Below are 20,152 nucleotides of genomic sequence, written 5' to 3'. Positions count from 1 at the left end.
GGGCGTCAGGGAGGGGCTTCAGGGGACGAGGGCGCGGGCGGCGGCCAGCGGGGCGGGGTCGGCCCAGGCGTGGACGTCCACCCGGTCGGCGAGGAAGCCATGGGCGTGCAGGAACCGCTCCTGCTGGGCGAGCAGGTCGAGGCGCTCGGCGGACAGGTCCAGGTGCAGGGCGCGGTGCCCGCCCCCGGCGTACGCCCCGGCGACGCCGTCCGGTCCGGCGCCGGTCTCCGCGCCGAGGATCCGCGCCACCTCGGCCGGCCGCCCGGCCGCCCAGTCGGCGGCCCGCAGCAGGACAGCGACGAACCGGGCCACCAACTCGGGGTGCTCGTCGAGTAGTTGCTGGTGCACGGTGATCGGCCGCGGGGTGCCGTTGTTGACCCGGTGGCGGCGGTCGGCGAGCGCGTCCAGCTCCACGGCGGGCACCGCGCCGTACCGGCGGGCAGCCTCCACCGCCAGCGCGCCCTTCACGTACACCGCGTCCACCCGGCCGTCCCGCAGCGCCGCCAGCTCGGCCGCCCACTGCTCGCCGCCCGGCTCCGCCACGACCTCCGTCAACTCGACGTCTTCCAGGCCGAGTTGAGCCGATTCGAGAGCGCCTCGGTGGCCGGCCAGCGCCATCGCCCGCCAGAAGTCGATACCGATCGGGTGCCGGGGCACCGCAAGCCTGGCGCCCCGCAGCTGCTCGGCGCAGCGGATGTCACTGCCCTCCCGGACCAGGACGGTCTGGCGCTCCTCGATCCAGGTGAGGCCGATCAGCCGGGTCCGCTGGCCACGCGAACGCGCCCACAGCGCAGGCACGTTGCCGCCCTCGCGGAACAGCGCGGTCAGCGCGTGCGTGTAGTGGTGGTCGGCGGCGACCTCGGGCGGGGCGTCCTGCAGGGAACGCACCTCGATGCCGTCGGCCGCGAACTCCTCGGCCAGCCAGCCCCGGTCGGCGGCGATACCGGTGGCGGTGGGCACCGGGCAGCGGGTGAACCACAGGGTGTCGGGGTACGGGGGTGCGCCGGGCACGGAAGGTACGGGGCTCATGGCGGGGCTCCGGAATGCTGGGAAAACGCACAGAAATCCCACACAGTGGGAACAGTGCGACGGGAAGGGGGAGTTCGGGGGAGCGCTCAGCGACAACAGCAGGGGCGCGGCCGGTGGGTCGTCACGGCGCGCTCCCTCCTGCTGGACCGGCCGACGGGGCCGGTGGCGGTCTGTCCGCCGATGGACCGAGCGTTCCACGACGCCGGGGCGCGGATCAAGCGTTGCCAGATCATGGGATCAGCTGTTCACACAGGGTGCACCGCCGCAACACCGCCGACATGCTCTGTTGGCTATCACGCCCATATCCTGGAAATCCCACCGCAGTTGACCCCATATGAGCCAATCCCGAAGAGGTGCGCGATGCCCGCCAGCCCCGGAACCCTGCAGTCACCGCCGGCCGGCGCCCAGGCAGTGCACCGGGCACTCGGCCTGCTGCACTGCTTCCACGACAACGGCCCCGACCTCAGCGCCTCCGAACTCGCCCGCAGAATGGGCCTGTCCGTCTCCACCGCGCACCGCCTGGCCCGCACCATGGTCGTCACCGGCTTCCTCGACCAGGACGAACGCACCGCCCGCTACCGGCTCGGCCCCGCCGTCGCCGAGCTCGGCCAACTCACCTTCCACCAGCGCGGCTTGCACCTGGCCGGCCCCGAACTCGACCAGCTCGCCCGCCGCACCGGCGCCACCGCCGACCTCGCCATCCGCTCCGGCCCGCACGCCGTCATCCTGGTCGGCGGCTCCGTCCTGCCCTCCACCGGCCTCGGCCTGCGCCGCCCGCTGCACTCCACCGCCCTCGGCAAGGTGCTGCTGGCCTGGCCCTCCCCCGCCGAGAGCCCGCTCCCCGCCCGGCTCCCCGCCTACACCGACCGCACCCTCACCGACCCCGCCGCCCTCGACGCCGAACTCGCCCTCACCCGCGAACGCGGCTACGCCCTCAACGACGGCGAGTCCGCCCCCGGTGTCCGCACCCTAGCCGTCCCCGTCCTCGACTCCACCCCCACCGCCCGCTTCGCCCTCGCCCTCCGCTCCACCCCCGCCCATCTCACCCTCGACACGCTCCCCCACGCCCTCACCCAGGCCCGCACCTGCGCCCGGGCCCTCGCCGTCCTCCTCCTCCCCCCGGACGAACGCTGACCGGACGGCCACCTCGACGAGCGCTGACCGGACGGCCACCTCTACGAAGCCAAGGCCTACGTGGACGCACTGGACCCGGAGGTCGTGGTACTGGACATCTCCTGCCACTGCTGACGCTCCGCCGGAATCTCGACCGTCCCCAGGCCGTCGCGGCGCACCCGCTCCGTGCCCCACGCACCGAGCGGCCGCAACGCCTGGTTGAGCGTGCGCCCCTGCTCGGTCAACGAGTACTCGACCCGCGGCGGCACCTCCGCGTACACCTCGCGGTGGACGAGCCCGTCCTCCTCCAGTTCGCGCAGGTGCTGCGTCAGCATCTTCTCGCTCACCCCCGGTAGCGCGCGCCGGAGTTGGGCGAAGCGACACACGCCGTGGGTGTCGAGCTCCCAGAGGATCAGGCCCTTCCACTTGCCGCTCACCACGTCGAGCGCGGCGTCGATGCCGCAGATGTACGGGCCCTGCCGGGGCGCCTTGGCCATCCCCGATCCCCCTTACTAAAAGGTAAGTACCGCAGAAAGTAGTGGGTACTTCCGAGACTAACGGCACTCTCCGAGCATGGAGGGGTGAACGAACAGCAGAAGCTCAGCGCAGTCACCGTCATCGGCCTCGGCCCAATGGGCCAGGCCATGACCCGCACCCTCCTCGCCGCCGGCCACCCCGTCACGGTCTGGAACCGCACCCCCGCCCGCGCCACCGACCTCGTCGCCGCCGGCGCGACGCTCGCCGCGACGCCCGCCGAAGCCGTCGAGGCGAGCGAGCTGGTGATCCTCAGCCTCACCGACTACCGGGCCATGCACGACATCCTCGACGACTCCACCGCCGCGCTCGCCGGCCGCACGCTGGTCAACCTCAGCTCCGACACCCCCGACCGATCCCGCGCGGCGGCCTCCTGGGCGGCCGGGCACGGCGCGGACTTCCTCACCGGCGGCGTCATGGTCCCCGCGCCGATGGTCGGAACGCCCGCCGCCCACGTCTACTACAGCGGCGACCCGCAGCTGATGGAACGCCGCACCGCCGTCCTGGAGTTGCTCGGCACACCCAAGTACCTCGGCCCGGACCTGGGCCTCGCCCAGATGATGTACCAGGCCCAACTCGCCGTGTTCCTCACCACCTTGTCCGCCCTGATGCACGCCACCGCGATGCTGGAGACGGCCGGCATGAAGGCCGCCGAGGCCCTGCCCGAACTGCTCGCCTCCGCCGACCAGATCGGCGCCATCCTGCGGGCCGTCGAAGAGACTCCCGGCACGGCCCTCGACGCCGGCGAACACCCCGGCCACCTCAGCACCGTCACCATGATGGGCGCCACCGCCGACCACATCGTCGAAACCAGCACCACCCTCGGCCTCGACCTCGCCCTCCCCCGCGCCGTGCAGGCCCACTACCGGCACGCGCTCGACCACGGCCACGGCAGCGACAACTGGACCCGCATCATCGACGCCATCCGCCCGCCGCGCTGACCAGCAACGGGGCACGTGAAGGCAGTCACCCTGCCCAGGCTCACGCGCCCCCACACCATCACGGGCGAAAGTGGCCACGTTCGTGTGAACGTACGTGCCCACCGCCCGTGTTGGTGCTGCCCCGCTCCATAAGGTCCCTCATGAACCGCCGCTCGGCGGGCCTGCGACCTCACAAGGAGTCAACTACCCATGTCCGCACCCGTCGTTGACACGTTCGGCCCGGTTGCCCCCGGGGCCCGCTCCGCCCTTCCGGCCGCACCGGAACCGCACGAGGAGTGGTCCCTCGAAGGCGGAACGGCCTGGGTGTACTACAGCCCGCTGAACCGCCGCCAGCTGGTCCGGCCGGTCATCCTCTCCGACGGCTTCTCCGGCGGGAAGAGCAGCCTCGACCAGCTCTGGAACGGCCTGGAGGAGAACGGCAACTTCCGCTTCGTCTCCGAACTCCACGCCACCGGCTGCGACGTGATCATCCTCGGTTACAACGACCGGACGGCGTCGATCACCGCCAACGCCGACACCGCCATCGACTGCATTCGCCGGGCCCTCGCCGAGCGGGTCGGCCGGTCGAAGCTGGTCGTGGGCGGATTCAGCATGGGCGGACTTATCACCCGCTACGCGCTGGCGAAGATGGAGAACGACCCCAATATGCCCGACCACGAGACCGCCCTCTACCTCTCCTACGACACCCCGCACCAGGGCGCGTGGTTCCCCGTCGCCCTCCAGGCGTTCACCCACTTCGCCACCGAGAACTGGGGGGACACCCCCGAACTCGGGCCGGTGCTGCGCCAGTTCTCCGGTCTGCTCAACAGCACCGCCGCCAAGCAGATGGCCCGCTGGCACCTCGACAAGCTCACCGGCACCCCCGGCGAGGCGCCCGAGCGGGCGGCCTTCCTCACGGCCCTCGACGAGGTCGGCGGTTGGCCGCGAACCCTCCGCACGATCGGTGTCGCCAACGGCGTGGACACCGGCGCCGACAACGGCGTCAAGCCCGGCACCACCGCCGCGAAGTGCGACGGCGACACCCTGACCGACACCTGGCTCAAGACCCAGGCCCAGGGCGACCACGAAGTCGCCCGCCTCCAGAAGGCCGGCGGCCAGCCGGTCGCCGTCCGCACCAACGGCCTGCCCGACATCGACGGCGCCCCCGGCGGCCTGTTCGTCCTGCCGTCCGCCGCGGGCGACACCGGCAGCTTCGGCCTGGCCGCCCTCCTGATGACCCTGCTCGGCAACGCGGTCGACCCGGAGATCATCACCACGTCCTGCTTCATCCCCACCATCAGCGCCGTCGCCGCCGGTGACATCAGCGACCAGCAGGCCCTCTACCGCCCGGTCACTCGGGACGACAGCGCCCTCGACGCCTTCCTCTGCGCCGGCCGCAACGAGGGGCACACCACCATGACCGAGGAACTCGGCTCCTGGCTCGTGAACGAGATCGCGAACATGTGACCACCCGAGGGGCGGGCGGGGGCTTCCCAGCGCCCCCGCCCGTCCTCGTGCCCCCGCCCGTCCTCGTGCTCCCGTCCAGCACGGACTCGTGCTCCCGTCCAGCACGGACCGGTCGCCGCGTGCACGGACGGCCCGCACCATCCCGGACCCGTGCGGGACTCAGTACAGGTACTCGACCCCGAAGTACTCCTCGCCCTGGCCGAACAGCGGATCCACCTTCGCCAACCCCAAGTACCGCCGAACCATCGGATCCCAGTCCTGCTCGTGAAGCCGCTCGACCATGGCCCGGTAGCGCGCCGACGTGATCGGCGGCCCGGTCTGCACCGCGATGCGCGCATCGCCCCTGAGCTCCAGCAGGGCCTCGTGTTCCAGAACGGTGATCAGCACGAACGCCGCCGAGCGCACCATCGCCTCGGGCGACTCCAACTGCGCGTAGTACACCGGCAGTCCCGCCCGGACCGCAGCGGAGGTGCGGCACGCGAGATCCTCACTTCCCGGGCAGCTCTCCGCATAGGACCACCCGCCGGTGCCGAGGTCCACCAGGAACCCCAGCGCCACCGCCCGCACCCCGGCCGGTCCGCAGGACCCGAGCCGGATCAGGTGCGGCACCGCGGCCTCCGCCGGCAGCAAGTACCCGCCGGAGTGGCCGTGGTAGACCAGGTCGAACAGGCGGTGGGCCCATCTGCGGGCCTCCGCGCGGTCCGTCGAGGCCGCCAGCCCGCGCAGCACCTCGGGGATGTCCACCCCACCACCCGGGTAGTGGTCGGGACCGCTGCAGAGGTGCGCCCACTGAGCAGGGTCGAGATCGAGGAGTTCCACCAGGTCAGGCTAGTGGCGGGCTCGCCGCGAGGCCGAACCCGACCTCAACTCCCGCCGCCCATCCCGAAGTCCGACCGTTCCGGTTCGACGGCGACGAGCTCGACCTCGAACCCGTCGGCGTTCTCCAGGTAAGCCGCGTAACTCTGTTCGCCACCGGCGTGCGGGTGACGGTCGGGGAACATCAGGGTCCAGCCGTGCTGCGCGGCCTCGACGACCAACTCTGCCACCGCGTCCCGCCCCTGGACGTGGAACGCCAGGTGATTCAACCCGGGCCGGCACCGGTCGTGCTGGTCCGCGGTGAGTGCCGGCGACTGTTCGAGGACCAGGTAGGCCGTCCCGAGCCGCCAGCTGCGGCCACCGCTCCAGCGCTGGAACACCGTCCACCCCAGGCCTTCCAACAGCCAGCCGAAGGAAGCGACCGCGCGGTCCAGATCGGGTACCCAGATCTCGACGTGGTGCAGCATTCCGGTGGTCGGGCGGGTCATACGGCCCCTCATCAGGTGATCTCGACGGCCGGAGGCCGCACTCCGGCGAACCCCGGCATTGTAGGCGGGAGGCCGGGCGCACCGCCCGCGCCCCGGGACAGCGACCCACCCCGGGGCGCGGCAGGAACGCACCAGCGCGTCAGGCCACCGGCGCGTACTTGTAGCCGACCCGGCGGACGGTGACGATCGTGTCGCGGTAGGCGGCGCCGAGCTTGCGGCGCAGGCGCGCGACGTGCACGTCCACGGTGCGGCCGTCGCCGACGTGGCCGTAACCCCAGACGGTGTGTACGAGTTGGTCGCGGGTGTGGACGCGGTGGGGGTGCTCGGTGAGGTGGGCCAGGAGCTCGAACTCCAAGTACGTGAGGTCGAGCAGGGAACCGTCGACGTACGCGTTGCGGCGGTCGAGGTCCACCGAGATGCCACTCTCGGCGGGGCGGGTGAACGGCCGGACCGGAGCGGCGGCCGGCACAGCCACCGGCACGGGAGCGACCTTCTCGGCGGGCACCAGCACCAGGTAGCCGACCAGCGGAGCGTTCGCGCCGGCCCCGAGCTGCGCCAACAGGCCCTGCGGCAGCACGGATTGGGGCAGCGCGGCGACGACGGCGGCACCGTCCTTGAGGCCGGCCAGCAGGCTCTCGGGGGCGATGACGGGCGCGGGCCGGGTCATGGGGGCCGGGGCCGGAGCAACCCGGCGGTACTCGGCGTCGAGGGGGTGGTTCGACAGGGCGCGGACCGCTCGCAGGTGCGGGGTCGCGGTGGCGGCGGCAGTGGCGGCGTAGGACATTCGTGGGCTCTTTCGCGCGTGACGGTCGGTGGGTGGTCGTCGTCTGCGCTTCCGGCGCGCCGGGGCTGACGGGTCGGTCAGTGCGGCGGGCGGGAGACGCGGGGTACGCGCCGACAGGTCTGGTCGAAGTGGTGGGCCTGGCGCGAGGGCCAGAACGGTTCGAGAAGAACGCGAGGGTTCACAGGACGGCTTCTCCGGAGCACGACGGGTCGGTGGGGACGCACAGAACCGCCACCACGCCCATGCGGCAAGGGTGGTGACGGTGCGTCAGCGACAGCAGGCGCTGTAGATCAGACCGTGGTCGATGTACCGGCGGACGGTCAGCACGGGGAGAGCGGAGGCGCGGGCCACTGCGGTCATGGCGCTGCTCCTCCCCCGGTACGTGTCAGGAACCCGCACCGAACGGCGGGCCCGGATACGAGACTTCCACGCCAGGTGCCCGAAAGGCAACCCACTGTACCCACTGGTCCGCAAGCCAAGACAGAAACCATCCACCATCCGGACACCGACGCCCTGACCTGCAAAAACGCAACCAATAGGCGCCCAGTACTACAGTCGCACCCCAACCCGGTCCGCGGCGTGCTCGACCAGTCGGATGAGCAGCTCCTTGCCGTCCTCCCGCCGCCGCGCGTCGCACAGCAGCACCGGCACGCTCTCCGGCAGGTCGAGCGCGGCGCGGACGTCCTCGGGCGCGTACACCTCGGTGCCCTCGAAGCAGTTGACGGCGACCACGAACGGGATGTCGCGCTGCTCGAAGTAGTCGACGGAGGGGAAGGAGTCGGCGAGCCGCCGGGTGTCGGCGAGCACGACCGCGCCGAGGGTGCCGCGGGCGAGTTCGTCCCAGACGAACCAGAAGCGGTCCTGGCCGGGGGTGCCGAACAGGTAGAGGGCGAGGCCGGGCTTGAGGTCGATCCGGCCGAAGTCCATGGCGACGGTGGTGGTGCGCTTGGCCTCGACGCCGGCGGTGTCGTCGATCGGGCGGCCGCGCTCGCTGAGCGTCTCCTCGGTGCGCAGCGGCCGGATCTCGCTGACGGCGCCGACCAGGGTGGTCTTGCCCGCGCCGAAGCCGCCGGCGATCAGGATCTTGACCGCGTTGGCGGCCCAGGGGGCCTTGCGGGTCGCGGATATCGACGAAGCGTCAGAGTGCACGAAGGCCATTGATCACGTCTCGCAACAGTCGCTCGTCCGGTTGCTGGGCGAGCTGGAAGGGTCGGGTGACGCTGATCAGGTCGGCGTCGTGGAGGTCGCCGAGCAGCACCCGGACCACGCTGACCGGCAGGTCGGTGTAGGAGCCCAACTCGGCGACGCTGAGGGGTTCTTCGCAGCAGAGCTGGAGGATGGCGTGGTGCTCGGGGCCGATCGGGAGGTCGGCCGGGACGCCGCCGGGAGCGAGGTACTGCCCGGCGGCGGTGATCAGCGAGATCAGGTCGAACAGGCCGTCGTCGACCGGCCGGGCGCGTCCTCTGGTCATCGAGAACAGCCGGACCATCGGTCCGGCGTCGTCGTCGAACCAGCGGTTGTCCACCGGCGTGCGGGGCGCGAACAGGTCGATCGGCGTGTCGTCGGCCGATGTCTGGTCCGCGGTCTCACCGCCGGGGCCGGCCGGGGCGGTGGCCTCGGTCGGCTCGGTCGGCTCGGGCTCGCTCATTGATCGGTCATCTCCCGGGCGGCGTGGTGTCGGTCCTCGGCTCGGCGGCCAGGTGCTCGCCGACGCGCTTCACCAACAGTGCCATCTCGTAGGCGATTTGGCCCACATCGGATTCGGCGTCGCTGAGCACGGCCAGGCAGCTGCCGTCACCGGCGGCGGTGATGAACAGGAAGGCCTCGTCCAGTTCGACCATGGTCTGCCGGACGCCGCCGACCTGGAAGTGCCGGCCGGCGCCCTTGGCGAGGCTGTGGAAGCCGGCGGCGACGGCGGCCAGGTGCTCGGCGTCCTCCCGGCCGAGGCCGCTGGAGACGCCGGTGGCCAGGCCGTCGCTGGACAGGATCACCGCGTGCCGAAGGGTCGCGACGCGGCCGACCAGGTCGTTGAGGAGCCAGTCGAGGCTCCCGGACGGCGGAGTTGTTGCGGTCATGATTCGGTTCCTTCTGCTGGTGCGGGCGGTGCATCCGGCGGCTGGTGCGCCGGTGGGACGGAGCGGACGGGGGCGGCCGGCAGCGCGGGCGGCACCGGCGCGGAGGGGAGCGCGACCCGCAGCCGGGGCGGTCGGCCGGACGGCGGCGCGACCGGCCGAGCCGGCTCGGCACCGGGCCCGGCCGGGTCGGGCTCGGAGCGCACGACGGTCAGCGAGGCGGGCTGCAGCCGGTCGCCGCGGCCGCGGGCGAAGCCGCGCTGGAAGGAGGCGAACGCCGAGCGGGCCTCCTCGGGGCTGCGCTCGCGGGCCGGTTCGGGACTCTCGGGGCCGGCGCCGGCCCGCAGTTGGGGCGCGAGGCTGGCCTGCCGGACCCGGCGCGGCAGCAGCCCCCCGGCCACCGGCGCGAGCGGCGTGACGGGCGCGGCGGACGGCGTGACAGGCGCCTCCGCAGGAGCAGGATCGACCGTACGCCGGTGCCGCCCGGTTCCTGACGCAGCGTCAGTAACCTCAACCTGCCCGGGAGTTCGCCGTCGCGGCAGCCCTCCCGGCTTCGCCGAAGGGTCGGCGGCGGACGGTCGCGGCCCGCCGAGCACCTTCGCGGAGGCGGCGTGCGCGGGGGCGGCGTGCGCGCGGCCGGGTTCGGGGGTGCCGGTGGCCCGGCGGTGGGTGGCGTCGTCGGCGGGGCGGGCTCCGTCAGGGGCCATCTCCGCGGCGTCGGCGAGGAGTTCGCGCGGGATCAGCACCACGGCGGAGGTGCCGCCGTACGGGGAGGGCCGCAGGTGGACCCGGATGCCGTGCCGACGGGCGAGCCGGGAGACCACGAACAGGCCCAGCCGGTCGGTGTCGGCGAGGTCGAACTCCTGCTCCACGGCGAGGCGTTGGTTGACCTCGCCGAGGTGTTGCTCGTTCAGGCCGAGGCCACGGTCGTCGATCTCCAGGCAGAAGCCGTGCGCGACCACCTCGCCCTGGACGGTGACCTGGGTCTGCGGCGGGGAGAATACCGTGGCGTTCTCGACGAGTTCGGCGATCAGGTGGGTGACGTCGGCGACGGCGGAGCCGAGCAGCCCGGTGCCGGGGAACGGCCGGACGATGACCCGGGCGTAGTCCTCGACCTCGCCGACGGCGGCGCGCACCACGTCCACCATCCGGACCGGCTTGCGCCAGGCGCGGCCGGGCGAGCCGCCGGAGAGGATGATCAGGCCTTCGGCGTGGCGGCGCATGCGGGTGGTGAGGTGGTCGAGCCGGAACAGGTCTTCCAGTTCGCGCGGGTTCTCGGTGCGGCGTTCCATGGTGTCGAGCAGGGTGAGCTGGCGGTGCAGCAGCACCTGGGAGCGGCGGGCCAGGTTGACGAAGACGGCGGAGACGCCGCGGCGCAGCTCGGCCTGTTCGACGGCGGCTTCGACGGCGACCCGCTGCACCTCGTTGAAGGCGCGGCCGACCTGGCCGATCTCTCCGGCGCCGAAGTCGAGTTGGGGGACTTCGGCGATCACGTCGACCTCTTCGCCGCGGCGCAGCCGGAGCATCACGGAGGGCAGCCGGTTGGTGGACAGGTCGGCGGCGGCGTTGCGCAGGCCGATGAGTTCGCGCACCAGGCGGCGGCCGATGCGGTAGGAGACGGCGATGGACAGCACCACGGCGAGCAGGCCGACCAGGCCGGCGATGGCGCCGCGCAGCAGGGAGTTGACGGCGTAGGCGTGGGCCTGGTCGCCGGTCTTGGCGACCAGGCGGGCGTTCATGGCGGCGATGTCGGCGAGGACCCGGTCGGCGTTGTCGCCCCAGTTGTCGACGGGGCCGCCGCGGACTTCGGCGCCCCGGTCGGTGGCGTTGTCGAAGCCGGTTTCGGCGAGGGTGAGGGCCCGCCAGGCCTCGCTGTTGCGCAGTTCGGTGTAGTCGTGTTCGTCCTGCGGGTCGAGTTCGGCGACGTAGACCCGGAACAGGGTCTGCTGGGCGTGCATGGCGTCCAGGGCGACCTGCTGTTTGCGGGTGTCGGCGGCGGTGGCGGTGCTGCCGGCCCGCAGGGCGCGCATCGCGGCGGTCTCCTGGGCCAGGTAGTCGGTGGCCCGGCTGAGTTCGACCAGGAGGGTGCCCTGGCGGGGCAGGGCGCCGCTCTCCTTGGCGACGAAGGAGGACCGGAAGGCGAAGACCGGGCCGATCAGGCCGCTGTAGTCCTTGAGTGCGCCGTCCCAGCTGGATTGGTGCTGGCGGATCTGGCTGCGGACGGCGGCGAGTTCGTCGGCGGCCGAGATGAGGTCGCGGAGGCGGGCGCGCTGGTCGCCGGTGAGCTTTTCGGCGTCGCGGCTGCCTGCCTGGTAGAGCAGCAGTTGCAGGTCCCGGTCGGTGACGGTCTGGGACTTGAGGTAGGAGTCGGCGTAGGCCTTGCTCGCGGGGTCGGCGAGGTGCAGCACGGCGGCGGTGCGTTCGATGCTCAGGTCTTCGACGTACTGGTCGGCGGGGTCGCCGAAGCTCTTGTAGGTGGTGCTGAGGTCGAGTTGGCTCCACACGCCGCTGGTGGTGATCAGTGTGGAGTAGGCCCACAGGCCGCCGAGCGCCACGATGGGCACCAGGAGCAGCGCGATGATCCTCGCGCGGATCGAGCTGCGGCGCAGGCGCATGTGGGTCCTCTGGTGGTCCTCGGTCGGTGTGGTCGCCGGGCACGAGCGGCCGGGGGCAGGGGTGGGCGTCAAGAGGTACGGAGGGGTGCGAGAGCCGCGAGCCTACTACTTACTGACCGTCCGTTCGTAGGGTGAATTTGCATCGTGATCGTGTGGTGTCCGTATCGTCCTTTAATTTCCGCGCCCGCGCCCTTCAGTGCCCCGACCTGCGGCACTGTGCCCGGTGCGGGGTGTCGCCGGGCGGTGACTCTGGGCAGCGCCGCGTCGATCGGGTAGCTTCGCCGATGCCGCCCTCCGCCGGTGCGACCGGGGGCGGGGATCGGCGGAACGGGGGTACCGTGCGAGAGATCAGCAGCCCCGCGCTCGGCAGCTCGGCCGTGACCGGCGGGCTGGCCGACTCGGTGTTCGACCGGGCCGAGCGCGAACCGCGGCTGGTGCAGTTGTCCCGCTGGGCGGACGGCGCCTGGCAGCCGGTGACGGCCGCTCAGTTCCGCGACGAGGTGCTGGCCCTGGCCCGGGGCCTGCTCACCCGCGGCGTGCGCTACGGCGACCGGGTCGCGGTGATGTCCTCCACCCGCTACGAGTGGACGCTGTTCGACTACGCGCTCTGGTCGGTCGGCGCGATCCCGGTACCGGTGTACCCGACGGCGGCGCCCGAACAGGTGCGCTGGATCCTGGCCGAGACCTCCGCGGTGGCCTGCGTGGTCGAGGACGAGGACCAGGCGATGACGGTCGGCGCGGTCTGCGACGCGCTGCCGGCCCTGACCGGCATCTGGCAGCTCGACCGGGGCTGCGTGGAGCAGTTGACGGCGGACGGACAGGGGGTGCCGGACGCCCTGGTGCACCGTCAGCGGGTCGGGGTGACGCCGGACTCCCTGGCCAGCGTCATCTACACCTCGGGCACCACCGGCCGCCCGAAGGGCTGTCTGCTGACCCACGGCAACTTCGCGGCGGTCGCGGACGCGGTACTGCACGGCTGGGCGGAGGTGTTCGACGACACCGGCGGCGACCAGGCCGCCACCTTGCTGTTCCTGCCGCTGGCGCACGTGTACGGCCGGCTCGCCCAGATCGCGGCGATCCGCGGCGGCATCCGGATCGGCCATCACGCCAAGCTGGCCGCGGACAGCCTGCTGCCGGCCCTGGCGGCCTTCCGGCCGACCTTCCTGCACGCGGTGCCGTACGTCTTCGAGAAGATCCACCGCCGGGCCCGGGAGGCCGCCGAGGCGTCCGGCCGGCTGGAGACCTTCCTGCAGGCCGAGCAGGTCGCGATCGAGTGGGCGACCGCCTGGGAGCGCCGGGCGCACCGCAAGGGCCCCGGCCCGTCCCCCGCGCTGCGGCTGCGGCACGCCGCGTACGAGCGCCTGGTGTACCAGCGGGTGCGGGCCGTGCTCGGCGGCCGGGTGCGGGCCGTGATCTCCGGCGGGTCCACGCTGGGACGGGAGTTGGCGCTGTTCTTCGCCGGCGCGGGCATGACGGTGTACGAGGGCTACGGCCTGACCGAGAGCTCCGCCGCGATCACCGCCAATCCGCCGGACCGGCCCAGGTTCGGCACCGTCGGCCGCCCGATACCGGGCGCGGCGGTGGCGATCGCCGAGGACGGCGAGGTGTGGGTGCGCGGCCCCGGCGTGTTCTCCGGCTACCTCAACCACCCGCGCTGCACCCAGGAAGCGCTGCACGGCGGCTGGTTGGCCACCGGCGACCTCGGTTCGCTGGACGAGGACGGCTACCTGACGCTGACCGGCCGCAAGAAGGAGGTGATCGTCACCTCCAGCGGCAAGAACCTCGCCCCCGCGATCCTGGAGGAGCGCGTCCGGGCGCACCCGCTGATCGCCCAGTGCCTCGTGGTGGGCGACAACCGGCCGTACCTGGCGGCCCTGATCACCCTCGACGCGGTGGCCCTCACGCACTGGCTCAAGTCCCGCGGCCGCCCGCAGCTGGACATTCCGGCGGCGCTCACCGACCAGGAGCTGCACCAGGAGGTGCAGCGGGCCGTGGCCGCCGCCAACACCACCGTCTCGCGCGCCGAGTCGATCCGCGCCTTCCGGCTGCTGCCACGCGAATTCACCCTGGAGGAGGGCCTGTTGACGCCCTCGCTGAAGATCCGCCGGGCAGCCGTGGCGGAACGCTACGCCCGGGACCTCGACGAGCTGTACGCCGGCTGACCGTCCTCTTCCGGACGCTGACGGACCATCACCTGACGGGGCCCGACGAACGTTGACCGATCTCCGACGTCCCCCTTGACCGCCAGGATTGGTCCAGTCCATTGTGTGCACCTGGCCCGGTGCGGCATGGCCGCGACCGACCCCCGCCCCCTCCGGGAGTCACGTCTTCTCTCCTCCCCCACACTGGAGTTGATCCGTGCCCAGTTCCGCACGCCGCCGTCTCGCGACGGCTGTCGCCGCCACCGTGCTGGCCGCCCTCGCCACCGCCCCGGCCGCGCACGCCGACGCCCGGGCGGCGGCCGCCGAGGCCCCCACGGTCAATCTCGCCACCAACCCCGGGTTCGAGATCCCCACCCTCCCACTCGCCGACTGGGGCTCGATCCCCGGCTGGCACTGCGCCACCGGCGAGGGCGCCGTCACCACCGCGGCCCGCACCGGCAGCTCCGCGCTGGCCATCACCCCGGCCTCCGCCGACTCCACCGGCCAGTGCGTCCAGACCCTCGCGGTGCGCCCCAACACCAGCTACACGTACCGGGCCTGGGTGCACGGCTCGTACGCCTTCATCGGCGCCACCGGCACCGGCCACGACGTCCCGCCGGCCTGGACGGCGTCCACCGGCAGCGGCTGGCAGCAGCTGTCCACCACCTTCACCACCGGCGCCACCACCACCTCCGTGCAGCTGTACGCGCACGGCTGGTACGGCCGGGGCCCGATCACGGTGGACGACGTCAGCGTCACCGGCGACACCCCGGCCCCCGCGTACGCCACCTGGAACGCGCCGACCTCGGACAAGGTGGTCTTCCTGACCATCGACGACGGCTGGTTCCGCACCCCCGAGGCCGCGCAGCTGATCGCCGACCACAAGCTGCCGGTCACCGCGTTCCCACTGCCCATGCCGGAGGGCTTCGAACCGGACTACTTCAGCCGGATCACCGCGGCGCCCGGCTCCTCCCTCCAGGACCACACCGTCTCGCACCGCGACCTGACAACCCTGTCGCTCGCCGAGCAGCAGGCCGAGATCTGCGACGCCCGCGACACGGTCGCCGCCCGCTACGGCACCACGCCGACCATCCTCCGGCCGCCGTTCTTCGCCTTCGACGCCAACTCCCGGCAGGCCGCCGCGAACTGCGGCATCAGGTACCTGCTGACCGCCACCGCCGACTTCACCTCCGGCGCCGCGAACGTCTACCACGGCGGCCCGCTCCAGCCCGGCGACGTGATCATCCTGCACTTCACCGACACCCTGGCGAGCGACCTCCGGCGCGCCCTGGACGCGGCCCGCGCGGCCGGCCTGACGCCCGCCGCACTCACCGACCACCTGCACTGAACCGGCACCTCGAACATAAGGCTGACGTATCGTCAGTCCGTGGCGGTCCACGAACACCGGTGTCCGGGCCCCTCCCATGGGCCCGGACACCGGCTCACGCGTCCCGCACGGACGCCCCACTCACCCGCTCCGAGGATCAGGCGCCCGCGGAGAAGCTCGGCAGGTAGCCGTACGCCTGGCCCGAGGAGTTCGGGTGGTAGCTGTCGCTGATCGGCAGCGTGGTGCTGTTCAGCCACTGGGACGAGGAACCGCAGATCTCGTGGCCGGAGAAGATCGACCGGACGTCCTTGAAGGTGAAGCCGGCCGCCGTCACCTGCTTGGAGATCACCGTGTCCAGGGTGTCCGCCGCGCTGTTGATCGCGGTCCGCTTGGTGTCCGAGATGCCGAGGATGCAGCTGCCCGGCACCTGGTACAGGTGCGGGTAACCCAGCACCACCACATGCGCGTTGGGCGCCTTGGCCTTGATCTGCGCGTACAGGTTGGAGAGCTTGCCCGGCAGCGTGTTGTTGGCGTAGCTCTTCGCCGTGTTCACCGCGCTCAGGCACGAGGCGTCGCTGCTCAGCACGCAGGTCTGCATGGTCGAGGCGAAGCCCGCGTCGTTGCCGCCGATGGTGATCGAGATCAGGCTGGTCGAGGAGCTCAGCGAGCTGATCTGGTTGGCGAGCACGTCATCGGTCGTCGCACCCGAGCAGGCCACGAACTTGAACGAGGTCGGGGCGTGCGCGTTCTTCCACAGGTACGGGTAGGCGTTGGTGCTGCGACTGCAGCTGCCGCTCTCGCTGGTGTAGCTGCCCGATCCGACACCGGCCGAGTACGAGTCGCCCAGCGCCACGTAGTTGACGCCGGCGGCGCTCGCCTGGGTGGCGGCGGCAAGGGTGGTGATGGACAGGGCCGCCGCGGTGAGAGCGACGGTGATGGCACGGACTCTAGTCATGTTTCCTCCATGGGTGACGCAGGCCACACATTGGATACCAGCCAGTAGCCTCGGGGGGAAGCGGTCATGCCAAAGAATTTGACGAACTCTCATCCAACGGACACCCAGAACTCGCTACGCGCGAAGACCCACCCCTGACCTGGGCTGCGGAAATTCCCTCCAGCCCCCTCCCGAACGTCCGATCGCCCAATTTTTCACCTGACGCACCGTCAACTCACGCCCCATCTCCGTACGCGACGGGGTCGTGACACTGCGTACCCGGCTGCCGGGGCACCGCACCGGCGCACAACACCTCCCCGCCCGCCCCACCCTCCACCGCCACGAAGAGTGCCCTGGCCGGACCGGTCGCCGACGGACGACGCCGACGAGCGCCGCCCCCGACCCCGGGGCCAATTCGTCACCGTCCGCAATCGTCCATCCGGCGAAGTCCACCTACTCACCCGCCGCAGAATTCGCAAATTCCCACCGGAATTCCCGGAAATTCCGCGCCTCGACAATTCGATCGCCGGCGACTCCGGAAACCGACCCCGCCACCCGGAAACGCAGCTCCGGATCGAACAGCTCCCCCGCCCCGGAGGAGACCCTCGAACCAGCCGAAAGCGATCGGAAGCAGAATTCCGGACAAGCCCGCCCCTGCGACTCCCCGCTTCGCACACATTGCCGCCATACCTGCCCCAACTCCCGCGCGCGATCCCCCCCTTGCCCCGACCGAACCACTCGCGGGATGTGATCCACGCCACACAGCGGCCCCGGTCGCGCGGCCCATGCCCGGGATTCCGACATATACGCGCGTAAATTCCGCACAACACGGCGGCAAGCCGCACCGAACGCGGGGAAACCCCGACAGCGCGAGGTGGATCACCGCCGACAACCGGCTTTCTTCCCGCCCGACGACTAGTTTTGGCCGCGCTCGTCACCGACCGGCGCGGTGGGCATTTCGGGCAAGGGAGTAATCATGAACAGGACCATTCGTCATGCGGCCAAGGCCACCCTCGGCATGACTGGCAGCACCCCGGCCAGCAGCGTCGTCACCACCAACGACGGCATCGTCCTCGTCGGCCGGAAGCGGATCACCGGCACCCGCTGACCCGAACCACTCCACGCCCCGACCGACGAGCCGGTGCCGCCCCACCCCCGTGGGGGCGGCACCGCCCGTGGGGGCAGCACCGGCCCGCCCGTGCCCTGAACACCCGTCAGCCGGTGAGCCCCGGCGCGGACCAGCTCGGGTCGCGACCGAGCAGCAGCAGGATCCGGTCCAGCACCTCGGCCCCGGCCGGCACGTCCAGCGCGGGCGCGAACGCGGCGCCCTCCCCCTCGCGGGCGGCCCCGGTGGGAACCTGCTCGGCGACCGCCAGTGCGGCCGCCAGCACGTCCGCGTCGAACTCGATCCCGACCCCGAGAGTGGCGGCGACGTCCCAGCCGTGCACCACGTAGTCCACCAAGTGGAAGCCGATCGCCTGAACGGCCGGGAACCACTGCCCGCCGCGCACCTCCGGCAGCCAGAACTCCCGCTCCAGCACGCCCTCCTCGCCGAACGCAGAGGTCACTGCCACCGCCGACGCGCCGAACGCCCCGGCCGGATCGCCGCCGACCGGGCGGTCGCGCCAGACCTCGCGCCCGTGCAGCTCACCGCCTGCCGCGAACGCGAAGCCGTGGTTCTGCCCCGTCATGTGCGCGAGAAGCTGCCCGAGTGTCCAGTCCCCGCACGGGGTCGGGCGATCGAGCCGGTCGGCCGCGACGCGGTCGACGACGGCCCGGGTGACCTTCAGTGCGCGTGCGTCGAACTCCTGAATATCCGTCATGTCGCGGATGCTACCCGGCGAATCCGCCAACTCTGTTGGCAGCAAAACCAGTTGACACATCACACCGACCCGCCGGGCGCCGGGCCCGCTCAGCGCAACCGGCAGCCCCCGAGCGGCAGTTCCTCGATCGTCTCGTTCGCCGCCCCCGGAACCCCCAGCACCGCGACCGCCGCCGCCACCGCCGCACGGGCCTGCTGCAGGCCGGCCGCGCCCCAGCCGAGGAGCTCGACGGCCAGGCCGGGGGCGACCAGCAGGCGCCGGTAGTGGCGGCCGGAGGCCGGGTCGGGCGCGGACGGGCCCGCGCCGTACAGCGCCGCGGCCATCCGGACCCGGGCGCACTCGTGGCCGCCGTTCGCCGAGCCGACCCGGTCGTACAGGTAGCCGAGGTACACCGGCGGTCCGATCCTCGCCTGGGCCTCCTCCCCCGCCTCCCGGGCCAGCGTCGCCCCCGGGTCGCCCGCGTCCTCCACCTCCAGCGAGCCGCCGGGCAGACTGACGATGCCGTCGCGCGGGTTGACCAGCGTGAGCACCCGGCCGTCGGGGGCGAACAGCCAGCCCCAGGACTGCTTCACCGGCAGCCCTTCCGGCACCGCGACGCCCGGGTGCCAGGGCCACCCGGCATTCGGTCGGCGCCGGACCAGCCCGAGCAGTTCGGAGATCTCCGGGCTGTACTCGATGCCCATGCCACTCCCTCCGCACTCCGGGCGGCCACCTTCGCCACCCGATGATCTTCCCCGAACACCCGACCGATGAACAGCCCCGGCCGCCGGTCGGGTCACCGTCCCACCTGTCCCACCGGCCTCTGCCGCCTCTCCGATCCCGGCCTGTCACCCGTACCTGTGATACTCGGTACCGGCCGAACCACAGGAAAGCGACGGGGAGTGACAGACATGCTGCGGGGAGCTTCGGCGTGAGGCTGCTGCACACCTCGGACTGGCACCTGGGCCGGTCGTTCCACCGCGAGAACCTGCACGAGGCGCAGCGCGCGTTCCTCGACCACCTGGTGGCCACCGCCGTCGCCGAGCGGGTGGACGCGGTGCTGGTGGCGGGTGACGTGTACGACCGGGCGCTGCCGGGGCTGGAGGCCGTCGCGCTGTTCGACGACGTGCTGTGGCGGCTGGCCGAGCGGAACATCCCGACCGTCTTCATCAGCGGCAACCACGATTCGGCGCGCCGCCTGGGTGTCGCCTCCCGGCTGATCGAGCGGGCCGGCATACACCTGCGCACCGATCCGGCCGCGCTCGCCGAGCCGGTGCTGCTGGCCGACGGGCACGGGCCGGTCGCGGTGTACGGGTTGCCGTACCTGGAGCCCGCGTTGGTGCGGGAGCGGCTGGGGCTGGCGAAGGGCGGGCACGAGCAGGTGCTGGCGGCGGCGATGGACGCCGTCCGGGCCGACCTGGCCGCGCGTCCGGCGGGCACCCGGGGCGTGGTGCTGGCGCACGCGTTCGTGACGGGCGGCACGCCGAGCGACAGTGAGCGGGACATCGCGGTGGGCGGCGTGCAGTCGGTGCCGGCCGGGGTGTTCGACGGGGTGCACTACGTGGCCCTCGGGCACCTGCACGGCTGCCAGACCCTCGCCCCGCATCTGCGCTACTCGGGTTCCCCGCTCGCCTATTCGTTCTCCGAGACGAACCACCGCAAGTCGATGTGGCTGGTCGAGCTGAACGCCGAGGGTGCCGTCGAGGCCACCCGGATCTTCTGCCCGCAGCCCCGGCCCCTGGCCCAACTGCGCGGCCGCCTGGACGAGCTGCTCACCGCCGACGAGCACGAGTGGGCCGAGGGCGCCTGGGTGCAGGCCACGCTGACCGACCCGGTCCGGCCGGTCGATCCGATGGAGCGGCTGCGGGTCCGTTTCCCGCACACCCTGCAGTTGCTGTTCGACCCCGAGGGCGGCGAGCAGGCCGCGGCGCAGTCGTACGCGCAGCGGGTCAGCGGGCGCAGCGACCAGGAGGTGGTGGAGGGCTTCGTCGCCCATGTCCGCCCGGGGCGGGAGTTGGACGACACCGAGCAGGCATGGCTACTGGAGGGCCTGGAGTCGGTGCGCCGCACGGCCGCCGACCGCGCCGAGGAGAACGGCCGATGAACCGCT

19 protein-coding genes are annotated in these 20,152 nt (G+C 72.2%); 7 read left to right on the top strand and 12 right to left on the bottom strand.

Annotation, left to right across the window (positions count from 1 at the left end; translation table 11 throughout):
* Positions 1-18: 18 nt before the first annotated feature.
* Positions 19-1,029 (bottom strand): ABC transporter substrate-binding protein, encoded by a 1,011-nt coding sequence (locus ACFV18_RS19325; RefSeq protein ID WP_380484702.1) that lies wholly within the window; start codon positions 1,027-1,029, stop codon positions 19-21.
* A gap of 360 nt (positions 1,030-1,389) precedes the next feature.
* Here ACFV18_RS19325 and ACFV18_RS19320 point away from each other — a divergent pair, with 360 nt between their 5' ends.
* Positions 1,390-2,163 (top strand): IclR family transcriptional regulator, encoded by a 774-nt coding sequence (locus ACFV18_RS19320; RefSeq protein WP_380484700.1) that lies wholly within the window; start codon positions 1,390-1,392, stop codon positions 2,161-2,163.
* 56 nt (positions 2,164-2,219) lie between these two features.
* On the opposite strand, the gene ACFV18_RS19315 is transcribed toward ACFV18_RS19320, so the two are convergent.
* Entirely contained in the window at positions 2,220-2,639 is a 420-nt protein-coding gene (locus ACFV18_RS19315; RefSeq protein WP_380484698.1) for a winged helix-turn-helix transcriptional regulator, read from the bottom strand.
* An 84-nt stretch (positions 2,640-2,723) separates the two neighbouring features.
* On the opposite strand from ACFV18_RS19315, the gene ACFV18_RS19310 reads away from it, so the two are divergent.
* Positions 2,724-3,617, top strand: a complete 894-nt coding sequence (locus ACFV18_RS19310; protein WP_380484696.1) for an NAD(P)-dependent oxidoreductase — start codon at positions 2,724-2,726, stop codon at positions 3,615-3,617.
* A 189-nt stretch (positions 3,618-3,806) separates the two neighbouring features.
* Positions 3,807-5,063 (top strand): esterase/lipase family protein, encoded by a 1,257-nt coding sequence (locus ACFV18_RS19305; protein WP_380484693.1) that lies wholly within the window; start codon positions 3,807-3,809, stop codon positions 5,061-5,063.
* A 159-nt stretch (positions 5,064-5,222) separates the two neighbouring features.
* Here ACFV18_RS19305 and ACFV18_RS19300 read toward each other — a convergent pair whose 3' ends face one another.
* The 7 genes from ACFV18_RS19300 to ACFV18_RS19270 form a co-directional block, all read right to left on the bottom strand.
* Entirely contained in the window at positions 5,223-5,882 is a 660-nt protein-coding gene (locus ACFV18_RS19300; RefSeq protein ID WP_380484691.1) for a hypothetical protein, read from the bottom strand.
* Between the two features lie 44 nt (positions 5,883-5,926).
* On the bottom strand, positions 5,927-6,367 hold the full coding sequence (locus tag ACFV18_RS19295; protein WP_380484690.1) for a VOC family protein: 441 nt from the start codon (positions 6,365-6,367) through the stop codon (positions 5,927-5,929).
* Between the two features lie 139 nt (positions 6,368-6,506).
* Positions 6,507-7,151, bottom strand: coding sequence for a winged helix-turn-helix domain-containing protein (locus ACFV18_RS19290; RefSeq protein WP_380484688.1), 645 nt, complete (start codon positions 7,149-7,151; stop codon positions 6,507-6,509).
* Positions 7,152-7,700: 549 nt separating this feature from the next.
* Positions 7,701-8,309: an ATP/GTP-binding protein gene (locus tag ACFV18_RS19285; protein WP_380484687.1), complete on the bottom strand. Its 609-nt coding sequence runs from the start codon at positions 8,307-8,309 to the stop codon at positions 7,701-7,703.
* Entirely contained in the window at positions 8,290-8,799 is a 510-nt protein-coding gene (locus ACFV18_RS19280; RefSeq protein WP_380484685.1) for a DUF742 domain-containing protein, read from the bottom strand. The genes ACFV18_RS19285 and ACFV18_RS19280 overlap by 20 nt, the downstream gene beginning before the upstream one ends.
* Before the next feature lie 7 nt (positions 8,800-8,806).
* On the bottom strand, positions 8,807-9,226 hold the full coding sequence (locus ACFV18_RS19275) for a roadblock/LC7 domain-containing protein (protein WP_380484683.1): 420 nt from the start codon (positions 9,224-9,226) through the stop codon (positions 8,807-8,809).
* The gene (locus ACFV18_RS19270; RefSeq protein WP_380484681.1) at positions 9,223-11,838 is read right to left on the bottom strand and encodes a nitrate- and nitrite sensing domain-containing protein; all 2,616 of its coding nucleotides are present in this window, start codon (positions 11,836-11,838) and stop codon (positions 9,223-9,225) included. The genes ACFV18_RS19275 and ACFV18_RS19270 overlap by 4 nt, the downstream gene beginning before the upstream one ends.
* Positions 11,839-12,176: 338 nt before the next feature.
* On the opposite strand from ACFV18_RS19270, the gene ACFV18_RS19265 reads away from it, so the two are divergent.
* Positions 12,177-14,000 (top strand): AMP-dependent synthetase/ligase, encoded by a 1,824-nt coding sequence (locus ACFV18_RS19265; protein WP_380484680.1) that lies wholly within the window; start codon positions 12,177-12,179, stop codon positions 13,998-14,000.
* Between the two features lie 196 nt (positions 14,001-14,196).
* On the top strand, positions 14,197-15,327 hold the full coding sequence (locus ACFV18_RS19260; RefSeq protein WP_380484678.1) for a polysaccharide deacetylase family protein: 1,131 nt from the start codon (positions 14,197-14,199) through the stop codon (positions 15,325-15,327).
* 136 nt (positions 15,328-15,463) lie between these two features.
* Here the strand turns inward: ACFV18_RS19260 and ACFV18_RS19255 are convergent, their stop codons facing one another.
* Entirely contained in the window at positions 15,464-16,261 is a 798-nt protein-coding gene (locus ACFV18_RS19255; RefSeq protein ID WP_380484676.1) for an SGNH/GDSL hydrolase family protein, read from the bottom strand.
* 955 nt (positions 16,262-17,216) lie between these two features.
* Here ACFV18_RS19255 and ACFV18_RS19250 point away from each other — a divergent pair.
* Positions 17,217-17,348, top strand: a complete 132-nt coding sequence (locus tag ACFV18_RS19250; RefSeq protein ID WP_380484674.1) for a hypothetical protein — start codon at positions 17,217-17,219, stop codon at positions 17,346-17,348.
* 106 nt (positions 17,349-17,454) lie between these two features.
* On the opposite strand, the gene ACFV18_RS19245 is transcribed toward ACFV18_RS19250, so the two are convergent.
* Together ACFV18_RS19245 and ACFV18_RS19240 are read right to left on the bottom strand one after the other, a co-directional pair.
* Positions 17,455-18,063, bottom strand: coding sequence for a TIGR03086 family metal-binding protein (locus tag ACFV18_RS19245; protein WP_380484672.1), 609 nt, complete (start codon positions 18,061-18,063; stop codon positions 17,455-17,457).
* A gap of 89 nt (positions 18,064-18,152) precedes the next feature.
* A complete protein-coding gene (locus tag ACFV18_RS19240) occupies positions 18,153-18,746 on the bottom strand; it encodes a hypothetical protein (protein WP_380484671.1) in 594 nt (197 codons plus the stop codon).
* Positions 18,747-18,973: 227 nt separating this feature from the next.
* Between ACFV18_RS19240 and ACFV18_RS19235 the strand changes: the two genes are divergently transcribed.
* Positions 18,974-20,146 (top strand): exonuclease SbcCD subunit D, encoded by a 1,173-nt coding sequence (locus ACFV18_RS19235; RefSeq protein WP_380484669.1) that lies wholly within the window; start codon positions 18,974-18,976, stop codon positions 20,144-20,146.
* Positions 20,147-20,152: the final 6 nt, after the last annotated feature.

The sequence above is a fragment of the Kitasatospora sp. NPDC059673 genome (assembly GCF_042734215.1).
GTDB lineage: Bacteria > Actinomycetota > Actinomycetes > Streptomycetales > Streptomycetaceae > Kitasatospora.
Note: the sequence above shows the minus strand (reverse complement) of the source record. Positions and strands in the feature narration are given on the sequence as shown.